This window comes from Kaistia algarum, assembly GCF_026343945.1.
Lineage (GTDB): Bacteria > Pseudomonadota > Alphaproteobacteria > Rhizobiales > Kaistiaceae > Kaistia > Kaistia algarum.
On sequence record NZ_JAPKNJ010000002.1, the window covers coordinates 518443 to 536849 of the forward strand.

Below are 18407 nucleotides of genomic sequence, written 5' to 3' on the forward strand. Positions count from 1 at the left end.
ACGAATCGGCGGTCCGAACAAACATGGCCCCGCCTCGACACCACCACCGACCAGTGGCCATTGCACTATGGCGCTTTGATGTCCAGCCCCCGTTGAAGGGACGAACCGGGCGGCGACGAGACACCTTCCGGAATGGCCTTCACGCCAGCAAAAGACCGGGACCAAAAAGAAAAAGGCCCCGGCGGATTGCCGGAGCCCTGTGCGCATGTGGGGTGGGGTGGAGGTCGGTCAGGCCTGGATCAGAGCCGATAGAGGATCTGGTCGGTCCAGAAGCGCTCCAGGCGCTGGAGCGACTTGTTCAGGACCTGGAAATCATCCGCCGCGATGCCGCCGACCTGCTGGATCGACTTGATGTGGCGCTCATAAAGGCGGCTGACGATGTCCGCGATCTCCTGGCCCTTCGGCGTCAGGCTGACGCGCACCGAGCGACGGTCCATCCGGGAGCGCTGGTGATGGATATAGCCCATCTCGACCAGCTTCTTCAGATTGTAGGAGACGTTCGAGCCGAGATAATAGCCACGGGTCCGCAACTCACCCGCCGTCAATTCGGCGTCGCCGATGTTGAACAGTAGCAGCGCCTGAACGCTGTTGACGTCGGACCGGCCCGAACGATCGAATTCGTCCTTGATTACATCGAGCAGCCGACGATGCAGTCTTTCGACCAGCGTCAGAGCTTCCATGTATAGTGGCTTCAAGTCCGGCGTCGTCTGCGGTTGATTGAGCGCATCCACTGCCCGCTTCGCGTTGATCATCTTTCAGGCCTCTCTGTTGCGTGGACGGTGTTCTTCCCGCCTCATGAGAACGGACCTTAGAGGGTTGATTTGAAAATCACCTTAAGCATCACGCTTAACGCGGACTTACCTCGCCTTTTCGAATTCGAAACGAATCTTATCGTTAAAGAGTCGCTATGCGGGGAGCCGAAAAGCCGGGCGTATCGTCGAAAGCCAAGGCCTATCGCGCCTTGGCGTCGAAGCGCCGCTCCATGACGATGAGCGCTGCGAAGCCGGCGAGCGCGAGCACGTGGAACAGGACGATGATCAGGTCCAGCCCGAAGGTTTCGGCGAAGGCCGTATGCAGCGCGATCTCGAAAACCGCGGCGTAGATCCACAGCACGTTGCCCCACGAGACCCGCATCCAAAGTCCGACAGCCGCTACGAGATCGACGACGGCGAGATGGATCGTGACGAACTGCCACTGCGTCGTCATCGTCTCGAAGTTCCAGCCCGGCTCCTGGAAGATACCGGCGATGTAGATCCATTGCCGAAGGCCGAGCAGCATCAGGATTGCCGCGATGCCGCGCAGATAGATGGTAAGCGCCAGCGCATAGGGATTGTCGGGCTCGCTCGGAAGCTGGGTGACGCCGCTATCGATCATGTGAGTTCGAGATCTCCCTCGGGCGGGGCCAGGAAATGGGCTTCGACCGCACGCGGATCGACCTCGGCAAGCTTACCCGGACGCCAGCGCGGCTGGCGATCCTTGTCGACCAGGGCCGCCCGCACGCCCTCATAGAAGTCGTGCCCGGTCAGGATCTCGCTGGCGATGCGGTAGTCCAGGCGGATGCAATCGTCAAATTCCAGCTCGCGCGCGGCGCGGATCTGGCGCAGCGCGATCCGAAGGCTCGTCGGCGACTTGGTGCGGATTTCGGCAGCGGTCCTCTCGGCGAACAGCGCATGCGGGCCCTCGACCGCATCAAGGCGAGAGAGGATGGTCTCGACGCTGCCATTGGCGAAGATCCGCCCGATCTCGGCCTCGACCCCGGCCAGTGCCTCGGCTTTCACGTCAGCTGGACGATAGGCCTGAAGTGCCGTATCCGGGTCGCCCGCATCGGCGATCGCCTCGACGATCGCGTCGAAATCGGCAGCCGGGGCGGCATGCGTCGCAATGCCGACATGAAGCGAATCGGCTCGCCCGAGCCGGGCGGCGGCAAGGCCGCAATAGAGCCCGATCTCGTTCGGCAGCCGTGCGAGGAAATAGGAGGAGCCCACATCCGGGAAGAAGCCGATCCCGGCCTCGGGCATCGAAAAGACCGCATTGTCCGCGAAGACGCGGTGCGAGCCATGCACCGATACGCCCGCGCCGCCGCCCATCACATAGCCGTCGATCAAGGAGACATAGGGCTTCGGAAAATGCTTGATCGCGGCATTCAGGCGGTATTCGTCGCGGAAGAACTCAAGCGCGGGCGGCCCCTCGCGGCCGGCATCGTAGACACGGCGTATGTCGCCGCCGGCGCAGAAGGCCCGGCCGCGGCCACGAACGACCACCGCCGCCACATCGTCATCGTCACGCCAAGTCGCGAGCCGCGCTTGAAAAGCCTGCACCATGGCGCTCGTCAGCGCGTTCAGCGCCGAAGGACGGTTCAGTGTCACGAGGCCGATCCTGCCGCGCCGCTCGAATTCGATTTCCGATTCGCTATCCATTCCCGTCTCCATGGCGAGGCGATCCTAGAGGCTGTTGGCGATCTTGGAAGGGGCCGGCGCTGCAGCAGTTGCGCGGACGGTACCATGCCCTCTGGCGGCGCAGCCGGGGGTTCGGTATCATGGCGCCATGTCCGCATATACTCAGAATGTTTCTCCCGGCGCCGCCTCGTCGAGCGCGTCGCGCCTTACCATGCATCCGCCGCCGGTGAATTTCGCCGCGTTCGTGTGCTCTCTCGCCGCCCGGGGGGTAAAATGATCTGGGTCGATCTTCTGATCGTCGCCGTGCTGATCGCCCTCAACGCCTTCTTCGCACTCTCCGAAATTGCCGTCGTCTCGTCGCGACCGGCCCGCCTGCAATCCATGGCGACCGAAAAAATGCCGGGCGCCGCCGCGGCGCTCCGTCTCACCGAGGATCCGACGGGATTTCTTTCCGCCGTGCAGATCGGCATCACGCTGGTCGCCATTCTCTCCGGCGCCTTCGGCGAAGCGCAGCTTGCCGATCCGTTGACGGACGAACTGCTTCACTTTTTCCCGACCCTCGGCGCCAATGCCGCCACGATCGCGACGGTTATCGTCGTCTTCGGCCTTGCCTATTTCTCGCTGATCTGCGGCGAACTGGTCCCGAAGCGCCTCGCGCTGACCAATCCTGAGCGCGTTGCTTGCCTGGTATCGCGGCCCGTCACCATCATCGCGCGAATCGCCTATCCGGTCGTCCTGCTGCTGCGGGTCACGACCGAGGCGATCCTGCGCCTGCTCGGCCGGCATGTGAACGATGAGCGGGCCGTCACGGAAGAAGAGGTGAAGACGCTGATCGCCGAAGGTACCGAGGCCGGCGTCTTTCATCAGGCCGAGCGCGACATGATCGAAGGCGTCCTGCGCGTCGCCGACCGCTCCGTGCGCTCGATCATGGTGGCCCGTCCCGACGTCGTCTGGCTCGACGCCGACGATACGCCGAAGGAGATCGTCGAGACGATCGTCGGCTCCGGCCATTCCCGCTTTCCGGTGAGCCGCGGCGAGATCGATGCGGTGCTGGGCATCGTCCATGCCAAGGACCTGTTCGAGCAGATCCGCAACGGCGATCAGGTCGATCTAACGCCCTCGATCCGCGAGCCGCTCTATGTCGACGAGCGCATGCCGATCCTCCGCATGCTCGACCGCTTCAAGACTTCCAACGTCCATATGGCGATCGTGCTCGACGAGTATGGCAGCTTCCAGGGCGTGGTGACGCCGATGGACATCCTGACGGCCATCGCCGGCGACCTGCCGGAGCGCGCCGAGGATGAGGAGCCGGACGCGGTGCAGCGCGATGACGGCTCATGGCTTGTCGATGGCAGTGCCGCCATCGACATCGCCGAGCGGACGCTCTCGCTCAAGGGCATGGCCAATGACGAGGACTTTGCCACCGTCGCCGGTTTCTGCCTCCACCATTTCGGCCATATCCCCACCCCCGGCGAATCGTTCCTCTATGAGGGATGGCGCTTCGAGGTCGTCGATCTGGATGGCCGGCGCATTGACAAGGTGCTGGTGGCCCGCGTCGATCCGACACTCTCCGGCTAGCCCGCCGCCGTCTTGCCACACGCGTCGGCGGTGCTAATTTCCGCCGGCCCGCCGATAAGGAACGCCCCATGACCAGCCATGTACCTGCTCCGAAATATCATCTGGAGGGCGTGCTTGGCGGGGTGCGCATGCGGCGCAATCGACGCGCCGACTGGTCGCGGCGCCTCGTGCGCGAAACGACGCTGACGCTGGACGATCTGATCTGGCCGATCTTCCTGATCGACGGCGACAAGTACCGCCAGCCGGTGGCGTCCATGCCCGGCGTCGAGCGGCTTTCGGTCGACCAGGCCGTCGTCGAGGCGGAGCGCGCCGCCAAGCTCGGCATTCCGGCGATCGCCCTCTTCCCGTTCACCGAGCCGTCGCTGCGCGATCCGACGGGCTCGGAATCGCTCAATCCGGACAATCTGGTCTGCCGGGCCGTACGCGCGATCAAGGCTGCCGCGCCGGAGATCGGCATCATCTGCGACGTGGCGCTCGACCCCTATACGAGCCATGGCCATGACGGCGTGCTGCATGGCGAGACCATCCTGAACGATGAGAGCGTCGCGCTGCTGGTTCGCCAGGCGCTCAACCAAGCGGCAGCCGGTGCCGACGTAATCGCCCCCTCCGACATGATGGACGGCCGCGTCGGCGCCATCCGCCAGTCGCTGGATGCCGCCGGCTTTCTCGACACGCAGATCATGGCCTATTCGGCGAAATATGCCTCCGCCTTCTACGGGCCCTTCCGCGACGCTATCGGAACCTCGAAGACTCTGGTCGGCGACAAGCGCACCTATCAGATGGATTTCGGCAATTCCGACGAGGCATTGAGAGAGGTCGAGCTGGACCTTGCCGAGGGCGCCGACATGGTCATGGTGAAGCCCGGACTGCCTTATCTGGACATATTGCGCCGCGTGAAGGACGAGTTCGCCATGCCGACCTTCGTCTACCAAGTGTCCGGCGAATACGCGATGATCCGCGCGGCGGAGAAGAATGGCTGGATCGACGGCGAGCGCGCCATGATCGAGAGCCTTTATGCGTTCAAGCGCGCCGGCGCCGATGGCATCCTGACCTATTTCGCCCCCTTCGTCGCGCCGCTGCTGCGCCGATGAACGGAGCAAGACCGGCCGGTAGGCGCAGATGAGGTTCAGGCAGGCCGTCGCGGCGATCTGGCTCGCGGCCGCCTGCCTGCTTCTCTCCGCCTGCAGTTCCGTCGACAGGCAGCAAGCCGCCGTCTGCGTCGCCGTCGCGACGGCGATCGCTCCGCAGGGGCAGCCCATCGCCATCCGCTCCGTCGCGCCGCTCTCGGGCATCGACAACGCGGTACGGGTCATCTTCCTGCCCGACAAGGACGTCTACCCACTGTTTGCCGATTGCGTCTTCGGGGGCGGTCCGCTCGAGTCCGGCCGCGCCGAGGTCGTGGGCGTTCGCGGGCGGGACGGCGTTCTGACCGAGCGGGAGATCCTCGATTTGCATCGATGGTTCCTCGACCAGCCGGGAGCCATCGCCGCCGCCATCGCCGAGACCGACTGGCAGGCGCCCTCCTTCGCCGTTCTCGACATTGCACCGCCGAAGGCTGTCGGCTTTGCCCTGCAGCAGGCGACCAACACGCTGAACGTCGCGGCCTTCTACGTCCCGCTCGCCCTCGCCTATGCCCTGATCTACGGACTGATCGGGCGCATCAACATGGCCTTTGGCGAGATCGCCATGATCGGCGCCTTTGGGGCCGTCTTCGGCATCGAGACAGCGATATTGGCGCGGCTGCCGGGAATCGGGATCGCCATCCTGCTGGCCTTCGCCGCCGCGATCTCGCTTGCCGCCCTTTGCGGGTGGCTCGTCGGCCGCCTCGTGGTGACGCCGCTCGCCGACGCCCCGCCAAGGCCCTTCATCGTGGCCACGGTCGGTCTCGCCCTTGTTCTGTCCGAGGGCGTCCGCATCGCGCAAGGCGCACGCGAAATCTGGCTTCAGCCGATGATGGAGACGCCGATCGTGCTCACCGGCGGCGACTTCCCGGTCGTTGTGACGCAGATGCGGCTCACAATCGTTGCCGCCACGTTGATCATCCTGCCGCTGATCCTCTGGTTCATGCGCCGTTCCAGCTTCGGCAAGGCCTGGCGTGCGGTCGCCGATGACCGCCTGATGGCGCGGCTTTCCGGCATCGATCCACTCGCCGTCACTGCCGCGACCTTCGTGCTCGCCTCGGCGCTGGCCGCCGGCGGCGGCACCGTGATCGCCCTCTCCTATGGCGGCACGTCCTATTCGATCGGCTTCCTGATCGGCCTCAAGGCACTTTTCGCCAGCCTCATCGGCGGCGCGGGCTCGCTTATGGGCGCCGTCCTGGGCGGCTTCCTCATCGCGCTGCTGGAGACCGGTTGGTCGGCCTATTTCGGAAGCTCGGACCGCGATATCGTGGTGCTGGTCGTGATCACGCTGCTCTTCGTCCTGAGGCCGAACGGACTTCTGGGTCGCGGCCACGCCCTTGAGGAAGGCCGCATCCCGCGCCTTTCCTAAGCCGAGCGAGCCGAGCATGGACGCTGTCTTGCCACCGATCCCAACCCTCGACGACATCCGCGCCGCAGCGCGGCAGATCGAGGGCGAAGTGCTTCGCACGCCGATCCTGCCGGCGCCGCGCCTGTCGCGCCTGACCGAGGCGAACATCGCGGTCAAATATGAAAATCTGCAGGTCACCTCCTCGTTCAAGGAGCGCGGCGCCCTGGTGAAGCTGCTATCGCTCAGCGAGGCGGAACGGCGGGCTGGCGTCGTCGCCATGTCGGCCGGCAATCACGCCCAGGCCGTCGCCTATCACGCCGCGCGGCTTGGTATTCCGTCGACGATCGTGATGCCGAAGACGACGCCCTTCGTGAAGATCGAGGCGACGCGCGCCTTCGGCGCCAAGGTCATTGTCGAGGGCGAGACGCTGGTCGAATGCCAACGGATCGCCGGCAATATCGCCGATACGACCGGTGCTGTCTGGGTTCATCCCTATGATGATCCGCATGTGATCCGTGGCCAGGGCACGATCGCGCTCGAAATGCTGGAAGACGGGCCGCCGCTCGACTGCCTGCTAGTGCCCATCGGCGGCGGCGGCCTGATCTCGGGCATGGCAATCGCCGCCCGGGCGCTGTCGCCGACGATCGAGATCATCGGCGTCGAGACCGAGCTATACCCATCGATGCGCGCCGCGCTCGACGGCACCGAGGCCCGCTGCGGCGGCAACACGCTCGCCGAAGGCATCGCGGTCAAGGATGTCGGCCGGCTGACGCTGGAGATCGTCCGCCGCCTTGTCGACGACGTCGTGCTTGTTCCGGAGAGCGCCATCGAGCGGGCGGTGAACGCCTATCTCACCTTGCAGAAGACGATGGCGGAGGGTGCCGGCGCTGCCGGCCTTGCCGCGATCCTGGCCGATCCGCAGCGCTATGCCGGCAAGCGCGTCGGCCTCGTCCTGTGCGGCGGCAATATCGACCCGCGCCTTGCCGCCTCGATCATGGTGCGCGAACTCGCCCGTTCGGAACACATTGTCGGGGTCCGGATCGTGATCCCAGACCGCCCCGGGGTTCTCGGCGACATCGCGGCAACGATAGGCTCCTGCGGCGGAAACATCCTGGAAGTGATGCATCATCGCACGCTGCTGTCCGTGCCAGCCAAGGGCGCCAGCGTCGACGTCACTATCGAAACCCATGGTCATGACCATGCCCTGGAGATCATCTTCGCGTTGGAAGCGAGAGGCTATGGCGTGCGGCGTCTCGACGGGCCGGAGGGGTGAAGGCGACGACGGCTAAAACGGCGTCGCAACGCCCGGCAGGCAGGCGCTCTTCAGAAACAACCAGACAGGCGCGCCCTGGATATCGCCAATCCGCTCGCCGGTCCAGGCGCTGTCGTGCTTGAGCCGATCGAGTGTCGCGGCGCCGAATGCGCTGCCCGGGAACCATGTATCGAGGCCTGGAACCGCTGGATCGGGGATGAGCACCAGATCGGCATTGGCCACGGCCTGACGGACTTCGTCATCGCTGCGCGCGAGAAAGCTGATGCGGTAGTCGAGCGGCTTCCCGCGGGCGGCGAGCTCGAACAACACCGCCTCCGGCGTCACTGGCTCGGGATTGGTCGCCAACAGGATCGGCGTGCGCCCTGAACATGCACCGCCTACCGGCCGTTGCTCCGCGAATTCGGCGATGCGCTCGGAGACGCGCTGAAGCAACGGCGGCATGTCTTGGGCGTAATTCGGGAGCGGGGTGAAGCTCGAGGCGAGCGGCTGCGTCGCGAGAAGTACCAGCCCGACAATCGCCAGCGCCCCGCCAGGAACCCAGGCCGGCCTTAAGTAAGCGCGGGTCACGATGGCGATGCGTACCGTTGCCAGCGCTGCCGCCAGCAGGAACGGAAGATAGAACAGACTTCCCTGAAACGCCGTCTTCTCCGCCGAAAGCGCCATCGCCGCATAGAGAACGGCGAGCGTTCCGTAGAGGCTGTACGCGGCTGCGCGCTCCCTCGCCTCGGCACGAGTAAGCAGCAGGACATCCGCCGCGATCGCGACCAGACCGATCCATTTGAATGGACCAAGCGCCATACGGCCGCCCAGGCCGAACAGATGATAGCTCCAATGAAACTGCCAATCGCCATCCGTCCGCCAGACATCGGCATTGCCGACAAGCGCCTGATAGATATAGGCGATCGTCTGCGGGCCCCAGACGGCGGCGAAGGGCGCCAGCAGCACCAGGTAGGCGGCGACCGGCAGCAGGGCGCGACGCAGCAGCTGGAGAATCGGGACCTCGGCGGCCTGAGCCTGGAGAACTGTTGAGAGCAGGAACGCAATCCCCAGGCCGGGGATGACCACCACCGCGCCGCTGGGCTTGACGATCGTCGCCGCCACCGCCAGCGCGGCGACACCGATCCGCGCCCAGCCGCCGGCCTTCAACAGATCGATTTGGCAGATCGCGGCGAGCGCCACGGCAAAGACGAGACCCGCCGCCATGTCGGGCCGGAACTCTGTGATCATCGCATGGCAGACTGGCGCGACGAGGAAGGTGGCAACGAAGAGCAGCCGCGCCGAAACGCTCGCCAGCGGCCGGCTGACAACCGCGAGCACCGCAACATAGGCAGCCAGGATCCAGCCATTGGCGATATAGGCGGACGATATCTCCTGTCCGAACAGCGCGAAGCCGAGCATGGCCGTCAGCGTGCTGACCGGCGCATGGGGCGGGCTGGCGAGAACATTCGACCAGAAGTCGCCGAAGCTGTTCGCGAGATGGAAGTTGAGCCGCGAGATGCCGTCGAGCAGATAGCCGACATCGTCATAGCGCGGGATGGTCGCAAGCCTGGACTGGAGAAGGCTGAAGGCGAGGTTGCGTTCGAGCACGAAGGCGAACAGGACCACGAGGCCGAGGACCAGCGCGATCTCCCGAATGAAGTCCATGCCCCAGAGCCGCGCCATCCAGGCGGGCATGGCGCGGTCGAACGACCGCAAACCATCCCCTGCGTCCTCGGCGCCGAATCCAGCAGCCAGATGAGGCTGGAAGCGGCGAGGGATGATGGTCGATCCATCGCGACGCTCCGCACCCACCTGTGAACGGCCAGACCAGAAAGGGCGTTCGGCGCGCGGACTGCGGACGGAATTCGGGCTGGAATAGGAATAAGCCGATCCCATCCACGATACATCGATATCGTAGCTCATGACGTTTGCAGCGATGTCCACTATGCGCGAATGAATACCTTATGAATCGCTCGAGAAACGCGCGAACATGAGCGATCTATTCTTCGATACACGAGGTTCCGAAGTCTATTTTCGTTCCGTTGCTTCGACGGTGGCGCAGCGGGGGAGTTCGTCCCGGCTGCCAACCGATGCCTCAACACTAAGTGGGAATATTTCCCACGTCAAGTGTGGATGGTTCTTCTCCCGCGATTGTGGGTGCCCACCTTGCGAGCCACAATGCGATGTCCCACCTGTGGATGGCACCGACTTATGGAGGGCGGAAATGGCGCAGCGCGACGTGGCCTATTTCAGCGAAGACACTTTCGACCCGGCCCGAGAGCCGGAGCTGTTTGCCGGCGTGCTGTCGAAGCGCGTGCTGGCTTTCATCGTTGATGTGATCCTGCTGGGCATTTTCGAGCTGCTGGCGGTGCTGGTTGTATTCGCGCTCGGCATATTCACATTCGGCGTTGCCTGGCTGCTCTTCGCCCTGCCCTTCTTTGCGATCGTCGCGGTGCTCTATGTCGCGCTGACCATGGGCGGGCCGAAGGCGGCGACGCCGGGCATGCGGCTGGCCGGCGTCACGATCCGCTCCACCAATGGCGAGCGCATCGGCTTCTTCGTCGCGGCGGCACATGTCATCCTTTACTGGGTGCTGCTCTCTTTCCTGACCCCGCTGGTGCTGATCGTCGGCCTCTTGTCGAACCGCAAGCGGTTGCTCCACGACATGCTGCTTGGCACCGTCGTGCTGAACACCGATCCACTGATCCGCAGCCGCCGCTGAGGCAACCGAGGAGCGGCCTGACGACACTCCGCGAATTCCCCTTTCGATCCGGCGCGTCGGCGTATTATCGTTGGTGCCTCGGTGCGCGCCGACGACGGGATCGATGACTCATCACTCGACGGAAACCCCACAGTTTTTCCTGACGGCTCCATCGCCCTGCCCCTATCTGCCGGGACAGATGGAGCGGAAGGTGTTCACCCATCTGGTGGGTGGCCGTGCAACGTCGCTGAACGAGATCCTGACTCAGGGCGGCTTTCGTCGCAGCCAGAACATTGCCTATCGGCCTGCCTGCGAGACCTGCAAGGCCTGTGTCTCGGTGCGCGTCCCTGTCGATCGATTTCGAATGACCAGAAGCTTCAGCCGCACCCTCGATCGCAACCGCGACATCATCGGGACGCGCGCCGAGGCGGCACCGACGTCAGAGCAGTATTCACTGTTCCGCGCCTATCTCGACGCCCGCCATGCGGAAGGTGGCATGGCCGATATGTCGGTGCTCGACTATGCGATGATGGTCGAGGACAGCCATGTCGACACCATGCTGGTCGAATATCGCTTCCGGGGTCCGGATACCGCGTTTACCGGACGCGGCGAGGGCGATCTGATCGGAACGGCGTTGACCGACATCCTCTCCGATGGCCTGTCGATGGTCTATTCCTTCTACGAGCCGGATCTGCCGGAGCGCTCGCTCGGAACGCTGATGATCCTCGATCACATCGCCCGCGCACGGAAGATGGGCCTTCCTTACGTCTATCTCGGCTATTGGGTCCGCGGCTCGCGCAAGATGGGCTACAAGGCCCGTTTCCGGCCGCAGGAACATCTCGGCGCACAGGGATGGGAGCCGGCGGAGGATTGACGACAGGCCTCAGTCTCGGATCGCACCAAACTGGCGGCCAAGCCGGCGGATCTCGCGGCGGATCTTCTGCGGGACCGACAAGGCAGCTGGCGCGACGGGTGCCGGGGCTTCGATCGCTTGCTGTTCCTGGACGTCCCAGGAAGGCAACTGCACAACGGGTCCTTGCGGGAAGTCGGCGGGGGCCGTTGGCTCGTCATCAGCTTCGCTTGGCGCGCCGATATCCATGAAAAGATCGGGCGCGCCTGCGGCGTCCACCTCCTTGATCGGGTGATGCAACCGGCCCAAATCGGGGAACGCTTCCGGCGCTTCGTGGAAATACTGGAAGCTGAAAGGTGGCCTATAGCCGAAGCTGGTCGACAGGACCGTAACGTCCCGCGCCGCCTCGTAATGGCGCCCGGCCCACCCCTTCGGTACGAAGCGGCCGCTGCCGCCGAGATCGACGACCGACAATCCGCGATGGGCCGCGACGCTGGGATAGAGCGCCTCGGTATGGCCGGACCAGCCATGGCGCTCCACAGCGTCGACATGGGCGTCGCGGAACCGGCGCGAGAAGCGGGCGATAGGGTGGAATGAAGCTAATTGTGCACCTGCATCGATGGTCGCCGGCGGATCGAAGCTCTGCCAATGCGGCCAGTTCGGATCCTCGGATCGCGCGCGGACGTGGGTGGCGAGATAATCGCCGGGCATGTTCTGCGCTCGTCGGAAGAACTCGCTCCAATCGCCCGAATAATCGACATCATATTCGAGAAACCAGATGTGATCGAAACCGCGCAACGGGCCCATCATGGCCGGAAAGCTGAACCGATCCGCCGACCCGGTCCAGTTGCCGAAGCGCTCGGCATAGGCGACCCGGTTCGGCAGGACGGCCGAGGCGTCGGAGGGGCGGATGACGATGTCGGGATCGCAACCCTCCGGGATGGGTTCGTCATCATGCCCGAGGCTGTAGGCGAGATAGACCGGCATCACCGAACCGGCCTCTGCCCTGAGCCGGGCGAAATGCGCCGCGATACGGAGCGACCAGCGATGCACCATCATCATCGTCGCCTGATCGGTGGCGGCGGCAAGAAGCGCATGCGTCGTCGCAGCCAGACCCGTCATGGCAGTGCCGGCGTCCCGAAGCTGTTCGATTTGGGGAATTTCTCCGGCGGCAACCGGCCAGCCTGTCCGCGCTCGGCGACGAAATCCTTCAATTCCTCCATCGAGCGCGTGAAGGAGCGGCCGGAGGAATCGATCCAGGTGAGGCCGGCCGCCTTCGAGAAGACGCGGACATCCGCCGGTCCGCCATCGCGATAGCGCTGCAGACGCACGCCCTTGCCGCGCGTCATCTCCGTCACCTGCTCCAGCGGAAAGATCAGGAATTTACGGTTCTGACCGATAATGGCGACCATATCGCCCTTCGCCTCGACGCAGAGCCGCGCTTCGTCCGGTGCCTCGACATTGAGGACCTGCTTGCCTTTGCGCGTATTGGCGACGAGCTCGGCCTCGGGGACAACAAAGCCGCGCCCGTCCGTCGCGGCGATCAGGAGCTTGCGCTCCGGCTTGTGGACGAAGACCGAGACGATGTCCTGCTCATTGTCCATGTCGACCATCAGGCGGATCGGCTCGCCATGGCCGCGCCCGCCCGGCAATTTATCGGCGGTCAGCGTATAAAACTTGCCGCCTGTCGAAAACACCAGGATCTTGTCGGTCGTCTCGGCACGCAGCGCGAATTTGAGCTGGTCGTCGGTCTTGAAGGTCAGCGTCGACAGATCGGCAACATGACCTTTCAGCGCCCGGATCCAGCCCTTTTCGGAGACGACGACCGTTACCGGCTCGCGCTCGATCATCGATTGCTGGATATCTTCGATGTCATGCGTCGGCGCATCGGCGAAGGAGGTGCGGCGCTTGCCGAGCGGCGTCTCCGGCCCAAAGGTCTTGCGGATCTCGCCGATCTGCCAGGCGATGGTTTGCCATTGCTTTGGCTCGGACGCCATCAGCGCGTCGATCTGCGCCTGTTCTTCCGTGAGCCCGGCATGCTCGCGGCGAAGCTCCATCTCCTCCAGCTTGCGCAACGAGCGCAGCCGCATGTTGAGGATCGACTCCGCCTGGAGGTCGGTAAGTTCGAAGGTGCGTATCAGTTCGGCCTTCGGCTCATCCTCCTGGCGGATGATGCGGATCACCTCGTCGAGGTTCAGATAGGCGATGATATAGCCGCCGAGCACCTCGAGCCGGTGCCGGATCTGGCCGAGGCGGAACTCGGACCGGCGCAGTAGCACCTCGCGGCGATGGTCGAGCCATTCGCGCAGCACTTCGCCAAGGCTCATGACCTTGGGTACGACGCCCCTGGAGAGCACATTCATGTTGAGTGAAATACGGCTCTCCAGATCGGAAAGCTTGAACAGCGATTCCATCAGCAGCGCCGCATCCACCGTACGGGCGCGCGGCTCCAGAACGACGCGGATATCCTCGGCCGATTCGTCGCGCACATCGGCCAGCAGCGGCACACGCCGCGTCTGCACCAGCTCGGCGAGCTTCTCGATCAGGCGCGATTTCTGCACCTGATAGGGAATTTCGGTGATGACGATGAGATAGGTGCCGCGTCCCTGGTCCTCGACATGCCAACGCGAGCGCACGCGAAAGCCGCCGCGCCCCGTCCGATAGGCTTCCGTGATCGTGGCGTGGTCGTCGACGATGATGCCGCCGGTCGGAAAATCCGGACCGAGCACTATCTTCGTCAAAGCCGCGGCGTCCATGTCCGGAGCCTTGATCAGCGCCAGCGCCGCGTCGCAAAGCTCCGCGACATTGTGCGGTGGGATCGACGTCGCCATGCCGACGGCGATGCCTGATGAGCCATTGGCGAGAAGGTTCGGGAAATTGCCGGGAAGGACGACCGGCTCCTGCTCGGTGCCGTCATAGGTCTCGCGAAAATCGACGGCGTTCTCGTCGATGCCCTCCAGCAGGAGGGCGGCGACCTCTGTCATCCGCGCTTCGGTATAGCGCATGGCCGCCGCGCTATCGCCGTCGATATTGCCGAAATTGCCCTGCCCATCGACGAGCGGGAAACGGACGGCGAATTCCTGCGCAAGGCGGACCAGCGCGTCATAAACCGACTGATCGCCGTGCGGATGATATTTGCCGATCACGTCACCGACGACGCGGGCCGACTTCTTGAAACCGGTATTGGGGTCCAGCTTGAGCTGGCGCATCGCATAGAGGATGCGCCGGTGCACCGGCTTCAGCCCGTCGCGCGCATCCGGCAGCGCGCGGTGCATGATGGTGGAGAGCGCATAGGCGAGATAGCGCTTCTCCAGCGCCTCTCGCAGATTGATGCCCTCGATGTCGCCACCCGACGGTGGAATCAGCGCTTTTCCCATGCTCTACCGGACTAAAGGCCGGAGCGCGTGGTTTCAAGGCATCGCTTCGATCTCGCGCTTGCGGGTTTTGCGCGACGGAGTGGCTCCCGTCTCGGATTCGGGCGCGATACGGCGTTTCACGGGCTTTGCTGCGACTGCCACAACCGCCGCCTCGGCCTTCGCCGCGCGCTTCTTGCTGGGCGGAGCGGCCTGAATCGCTACGTTCTCATGGACGATCCGGGTTCCGAGCACGGCTAGACATTCGCGCATGAAGGCAGCGAGCGCCGTCCAGCCCTTGGCCGAGACCATCGTACCGTCGACATAGGCCTCGGTTGGCGAAAGGTCGATATAGGTGCCGCCGGCCAGCGTCACTTCCGGCTCGCAGGCGCCGAGCGCCGCCACCTTCTTGCCGCGCACCACACCGTCGACCGCGACCAGGATCTGCACGCCATGGCAAATCGTGAAGATCGGCTTGCCCGCCTCATGGAAGTGGCGGACGAGCGCCTGCACCCGCTTGTCGGTGCGGATATATTCCGGGCCGCGCCCGCCGGCACAATAGACGGCGTCGTAGTCCGCCGGATCGGCCTTGGCGAAGCTCTTGTTGAGCGTGAAATTATGGCCCGGCTTTTCGGTATAGGTCTGGTCGCCCTCGAAGTCGTGCAGCGACGTCTTCAGGATCTCGCCCGACTTCTTGTCGGGGCAGACGACGTGGACGGTGTGACCGACAGCCTCCATCCCCTGCTGGAACACGAAGATCTCGTATTCCTCGGTAAAGTCGCCGACGAGCATCAGAATCTTTTTGCCGGACATGCCGGTCTCCTCCCTTTGTTCACCTCTCCGCCGCGATCACTTCACGGACCTTGGGCTGGTCCATGATGTTCATCAATCGTCGTAGGAAACAATGGGAGAGAGCCAGCTCTCTCAGGCCGGCTTGTGGTGCGCGTGCCAGTGCCAGGCGATGTCGATGCGGCGGGGCATCCAGACCCTGTCCTTGGAGGCGACATAGTCGACGAAGCGCTCCAGCGCGGCAATGCGGCCCGGGCGGCCGACGAGGCGGCAATGGAGGCCGATATTGAGCATCTTCGGCGCGCCAGCCTCGCCTTCGGCATAGAGCACGTCGAAAGCGTCCTTCAGATAGGTGAAGAACTGATCGCCCGAATTGAACCCCTGCGGCGTCGCGAACCGCATGTCGTTGGTGTCGAGCGTGTAGGGGATGATGAGATGCGGGCCGTGCGGGCCCTTCACCCAATAGGGCAGGTCATCGGCGTAGCTGTCTGACGTATAGAGAAAACCGCCCTCCTCCATCAGGATCTTCAGCGTGTTGTCGGAAGGCTTGCCCTGGTAGAAGCCGAGCGGGCGCGAGCCGGCGACTTCGGTATGCAGGCGGATCGCCTCCAGGATGTGGCGCCGTTCCTCCTCCTCGGGGAAATCCTTGTATTCGAGCCAGCGGAGACCGTGGCTGGCGAGTTCCCAGTCGGCTTCCTTCATCGCCGCGACCGCTTCCGGGTTGCGGGCCATGGCAAGCGTCACGCCGTAGCAGGTGACCGGGATCTTGCGGTTCGCAAACAGCCGCCACAGCCGCCAGAAACCGGCGCGTGAGCCATATTCGTAGATCGATTCCATGTTGAGATTGCGCTGGCCCGGCCAGGACTGGGCGCCGACGATCTCGGAGAGCAGCGCCTCGGAGCCCTTGTCGCCGTCGAGGATGCTGCTCTCGCCGCCCTCCTCATAGTTGACGACGAACTGCACCGCGATATGGGCGCCGCCGGGCCATTTCGGATCGGGCGTAGTCCGGCCGAAGCCGACGAGATCGCGCGGATAAGGAGTCGTCATGGCGGATTCTCTTCCTGGAAGGACGTTTGGCCGTGAGAGTGCCGCAGGCAGGCGTCGCGCGACAAGGGCTGTCGCGGAACATGTCGCCGCAGGCGGCATGCTTTACGTGGCATTAACCTACATGGATCAAACTTTAATCAATGGAGAATGAATCGCCGATCCCAGCGCGAGGAGAGACCCGATGAGCGCCCTGCATGCCGGATTTGAGGCCAACCCGCTTCCCGCCGACGACCCCCGCTTCATCGCGGCGCTCGACCTGCAGATCGCGCAGATGCGTCGTGTCCTCGACCTGATGGCTCCCGTGACCGGCGCCGAGGCGATGCGCTCGCTACGGGACGCTTTCCCGGAAGCCCCGCTGGCAGAGCGGACCCTCGCCGTCGCGGGCATGCGGGCCTAGCTCTCCCTGGCCTCCGCCACCCGGTCCAGGGCGGCGTAACGGCGCCATTGCCGCCAGCCGAAAGGCAGCGCGACCAGATAGACGATCGCGCCGGCTGCCAGCACGTGCCATGGGTACGAGACGAGCAGTGCCGCGATCACCACGACGAGGACGAATAGCGGCAGAACGGCCTCGCGCGGAATGCGCGAACCAAACTTCTTGCCCGACCAGGTCGGCAGCCGGCTGACCATGAGCAGCCCTACGGCAATCGTATAGACGAGGACGATCGGCAAGGTGAGAATGCCCACCGGAACGTCGAGATTGTCGAGATAGACGGGCAGCAGCACGACCAGCGCACCGGCTGGCGCCGGAATTCCCGTGAAGAAATTGGCATGCCAATCCGGCTTGCCGGGCGCATCGATCGAGACATTGAAGCGCGCCAGTCGCAGCGCGGCGCAGATGGCGAAGACCAGCGCCGATATCCAGCCGAGCGATCGCGCGCCGTCCAGCACCCAGACATAGAGCATCATCGCCGGGGCAACGCCGAAATTGACGAAATCGGCCAGCGAATCGAGTTCGGCGCCGAAGCGCGAGGTCGAGCGCAGCAGGCGCGCGACGCGGCCGTCGATCGCATCCAGCACCGCCGCGGCGACGATCATGCCGATGGCCTCGCCATAGCGCGCCTCGATCGACATGCGGATCGCCGTCAGTCCGGCGCAAAGGCCGAGCAGCGTGATGAGATTGGGCAGGATGACGCGGATCGGGATCTGCCGAACCTGCCGGAGCCGTGGCCGGCGGGCGCCGTCCTCGTCGGGATCGAAGGGGGGAAACAGCGTTTCCATTATTCGACCCTGACGGACCGGTCAGCCGGCGCGCCATCGAAGCGGGCGATCACCGTTTCGCCCGCGATCGCCGTCTGCCCGACCGCGACGAGGGGCTGTGCGCCCTCGGGCAGATAGACGTCGAGCCGTGAACCGAAGCGGATCAGGCCGAAGCGCTGGCCGACGGCCAGCGGCTCGGCTTCGCGCGTGAAGCAGACGATGCGTCGCGCCACCAGCCCGGCGATCTGCACGACAGCGATCGTCCCATGACCGCTCTCGATGACGACGCCATTGCGCTCATTGTCCTCGCTCGACTTGTCGAGTTCGGCGTTGAGGAACTTGCCGGGCTTGTAGGCGATGCGGCGGATGCGGCCGCCGACCGGCGCTCGGTTCACATGGCAGTTGAAGACATTCATGAACACCGAGATGCGGAGCCTCGGTGCCGGCCCGAGTTCGAGTTCCGGCGGGGGAACGGCCGGGCCGACCTGCGAGACCTTACCGTCGGCCGGCGAGATGACGAGATCGGGATCGAGCGGGGTGACGCGGGGCGGATCGCGGAAGAAATAGACGCACCAGAGCGTGATGACCAGGCCGACCCAGAACAGCGGCGCCCAGAGCCAGCCGAGGAACAGCGCCACGAAGGCCAGGATGGCGATAAAGGGATAGCCTTCGCGGTGGATGGGCACCAGCGACGCCCGGATGGATTTGAGAACCGAATCCATGCCTTCACCTCTTCACGCAAACCGGAGGCGCCCATTAATCATGGATGGGCGCC

16 protein-coding genes and 1 pseudogene are annotated in these 18407 nt (G+C 64.5%); 7 read left to right on the plus strand and 10 right to left on the minus strand.

Annotation, left to right across the window (positions count from 1 at the left end):
* Window positions 1–239: 239 nt before the first annotated feature.
* From ldtR to OSH05_RS15755, 3 genes are all read right to left on the minus strand, one after another.
* Window positions 240–752, minus strand: a complete 513-nt coding sequence (ldtR, locus tag OSH05_RS15745; protein WP_104219024.1) for a transcriptional regulator LdtR — start codon at window positions 750–752, stop codon at window positions 240–242.
* A gap of 199 nt (window positions 753–951) precedes the next feature.
* Complete coding sequence (locus OSH05_RS15750) at window positions 952–1374, minus strand: DUF6163 family protein (protein WP_104219025.1); 423 nt, start codon at window positions 1372–1374, stop codon at window positions 952–954.
* Window positions 1371–2417 (minus strand): enoyl-CoA hydratase/isomerase family protein, encoded by a 1047-nt coding sequence (locus OSH05_RS15755; protein WP_104219026.1) that lies wholly within the window; start codon window positions 2415–2417, stop codon window positions 1371–1373. The genes OSH05_RS15750 and OSH05_RS15755 overlap by 4 nt, the downstream gene beginning before the upstream one ends.
* Before the next feature lie 252 nt (window positions 2418–2669).
* Between OSH05_RS15755 and OSH05_RS15760 the strand changes: the two genes are divergently transcribed.
* From OSH05_RS15760 to OSH05_RS15775, 4 genes are all read left to right on the plus strand, one after another.
* A complete protein-coding gene (locus tag OSH05_RS15760) occupies window positions 2670–3974 on the plus strand; it encodes a hemolysin family protein (protein WP_104219027.1) in 1305 nt (434 codons plus the stop codon).
* Window positions 3975–4042: 68 nt separating this feature from the next.
* Entirely contained in the window at window positions 4043–5065 is a 1023-nt protein-coding gene (gene hemB / locus OSH05_RS15765) for a porphobilinogen synthase (protein ID WP_104219028.1), read from the plus strand.
* A gap of 28 nt (window positions 5066–5093) precedes the next feature.
* Window positions 5094–6464: a branched-chain amino acid ABC transporter permease gene (locus tag OSH05_RS15770; RefSeq protein ID WP_104219029.1), complete on the plus strand. Its 1371-nt coding sequence runs from the start codon at window positions 5094–5096 to the stop codon at window positions 6462–6464.
* A gap of 16 nt (window positions 6465–6480) precedes the next feature.
* The gene (locus OSH05_RS15775; RefSeq protein ID WP_104219030.1) at window positions 6481–7716 is read left to right on the plus strand and encodes a threonine ammonia-lyase; all 1236 of its coding nucleotides are present in this window, start codon (window positions 6481–6483) and stop codon (window positions 7714–7716) included.
* A 12-nt stretch (window positions 7717–7728) separates the two neighbouring features.
* Here the strand turns inward: OSH05_RS15775 and OSH05_RS15780 are convergent, their stop codons facing one another.
* Window positions 7729–9618: a hypothetical protein gene (locus tag OSH05_RS15780; RefSeq protein WP_133163106.1), complete on the minus strand. Its 1890-nt coding sequence runs from the start codon at window positions 9616–9618 to the stop codon at window positions 7729–7731.
* A gap of 301 nt (window positions 9619–9919) precedes the next feature.
* Between OSH05_RS15780 and OSH05_RS15785 the strand changes: the two genes are divergently transcribed.
* Both OSH05_RS15785 and OSH05_RS15790 read left to right on the plus strand, forming a co-directional pair.
* Window positions 9920–10417 (plus strand): RDD family protein, encoded by a 498-nt coding sequence (locus OSH05_RS15785; RefSeq protein ID WP_104219032.1) that lies wholly within the window; start codon window positions 9920–9922, stop codon window positions 10415–10417.
* A 103-nt stretch (window positions 10418–10520) separates the two neighbouring features.
* On the plus strand, window positions 10521–11270 hold the full coding sequence (locus OSH05_RS15790; RefSeq protein WP_104219033.1) for an arginyltransferase: 750 nt from the start codon (window positions 10521–10523) through the stop codon (window positions 11268–11270).
* Window positions 11271–11279: 9 nt separating this feature from the next.
* Here OSH05_RS15790 and OSH05_RS15795 read toward each other — a convergent pair whose 3' ends face one another.
* The 4 genes and pseudogenes from OSH05_RS15795 to puuE all read right to left on the minus strand — a co-directional run bounded on the left by OSH05_RS15795 (window position 11280) and on the right by puuE (window position 16435).
* Entirely contained in the window at window positions 11280–12368 is a 1089-nt protein-coding gene (locus tag OSH05_RS15795; RefSeq protein WP_104219034.1) for a hypothetical protein, read from the minus strand.
* Window positions 12365–14623: a DNA topoisomerase IV subunit A gene (parC, locus tag OSH05_RS15800; protein ID WP_104219035.1), complete on the minus strand. Its 2259-nt coding sequence runs from the start codon at window positions 14621–14623 to the stop codon at window positions 12365–12367. Before parC ends, OSH05_RS15795 begins: the two co-directional genes overlap by 4 nt.
* A 207-nt stretch (window positions 14624–14830) precedes the next feature.
* Window positions 14831–15412 (minus strand): annotated as a pseudogene (locus OSH05_RS15805) (DJ-1/PfpI family protein); the annotation flags it as partial.
* Window positions 15413–15523: 111 nt separating this feature from the next.
* Window positions 15524–16435, minus strand: a complete 912-nt coding sequence (puuE, locus tag OSH05_RS15810; protein ID WP_104219037.1) for an allantoinase PuuE — start codon at window positions 16433–16435, stop codon at window positions 15524–15526.
* A gap of 181 nt (window positions 16436–16616) precedes the next feature.
* On the opposite strand from puuE, the gene OSH05_RS15815 reads away from it, so the two are divergent.
* The gene (locus tag OSH05_RS15815) at window positions 16617–16832 is read left to right on the plus strand and encodes a hypothetical protein (protein ID WP_104219038.1); all 216 of its coding nucleotides are present in this window, start codon (window positions 16617–16619) and stop codon (window positions 16830–16832) included.
* Here OSH05_RS15815 and pssA read toward each other — a convergent pair.
* Window positions 16829–17653: a CDP-diacylglycerol--serine O-phosphatidyltransferase gene (gene pssA / locus OSH05_RS15820; protein WP_104219039.1), complete on the minus strand. Its 825-nt coding sequence runs from the start codon at window positions 17651–17653 to the stop codon at window positions 16829–16831. The two genes, OSH05_RS15815 and pssA, sit on opposite strands and share 4 nt — an antisense overlap.
* On the minus strand, window positions 17653–18354 hold the full coding sequence (locus tag OSH05_RS15825) for a phosphatidylserine decarboxylase (protein WP_104219040.1): 702 nt from the start codon (window positions 18352–18354) through the stop codon (window positions 17653–17655). Before OSH05_RS15825 ends, pssA begins: the two co-directional genes overlap by 1 nt.
* Window positions 18355–18407 lie beyond the last annotated feature (53 nt).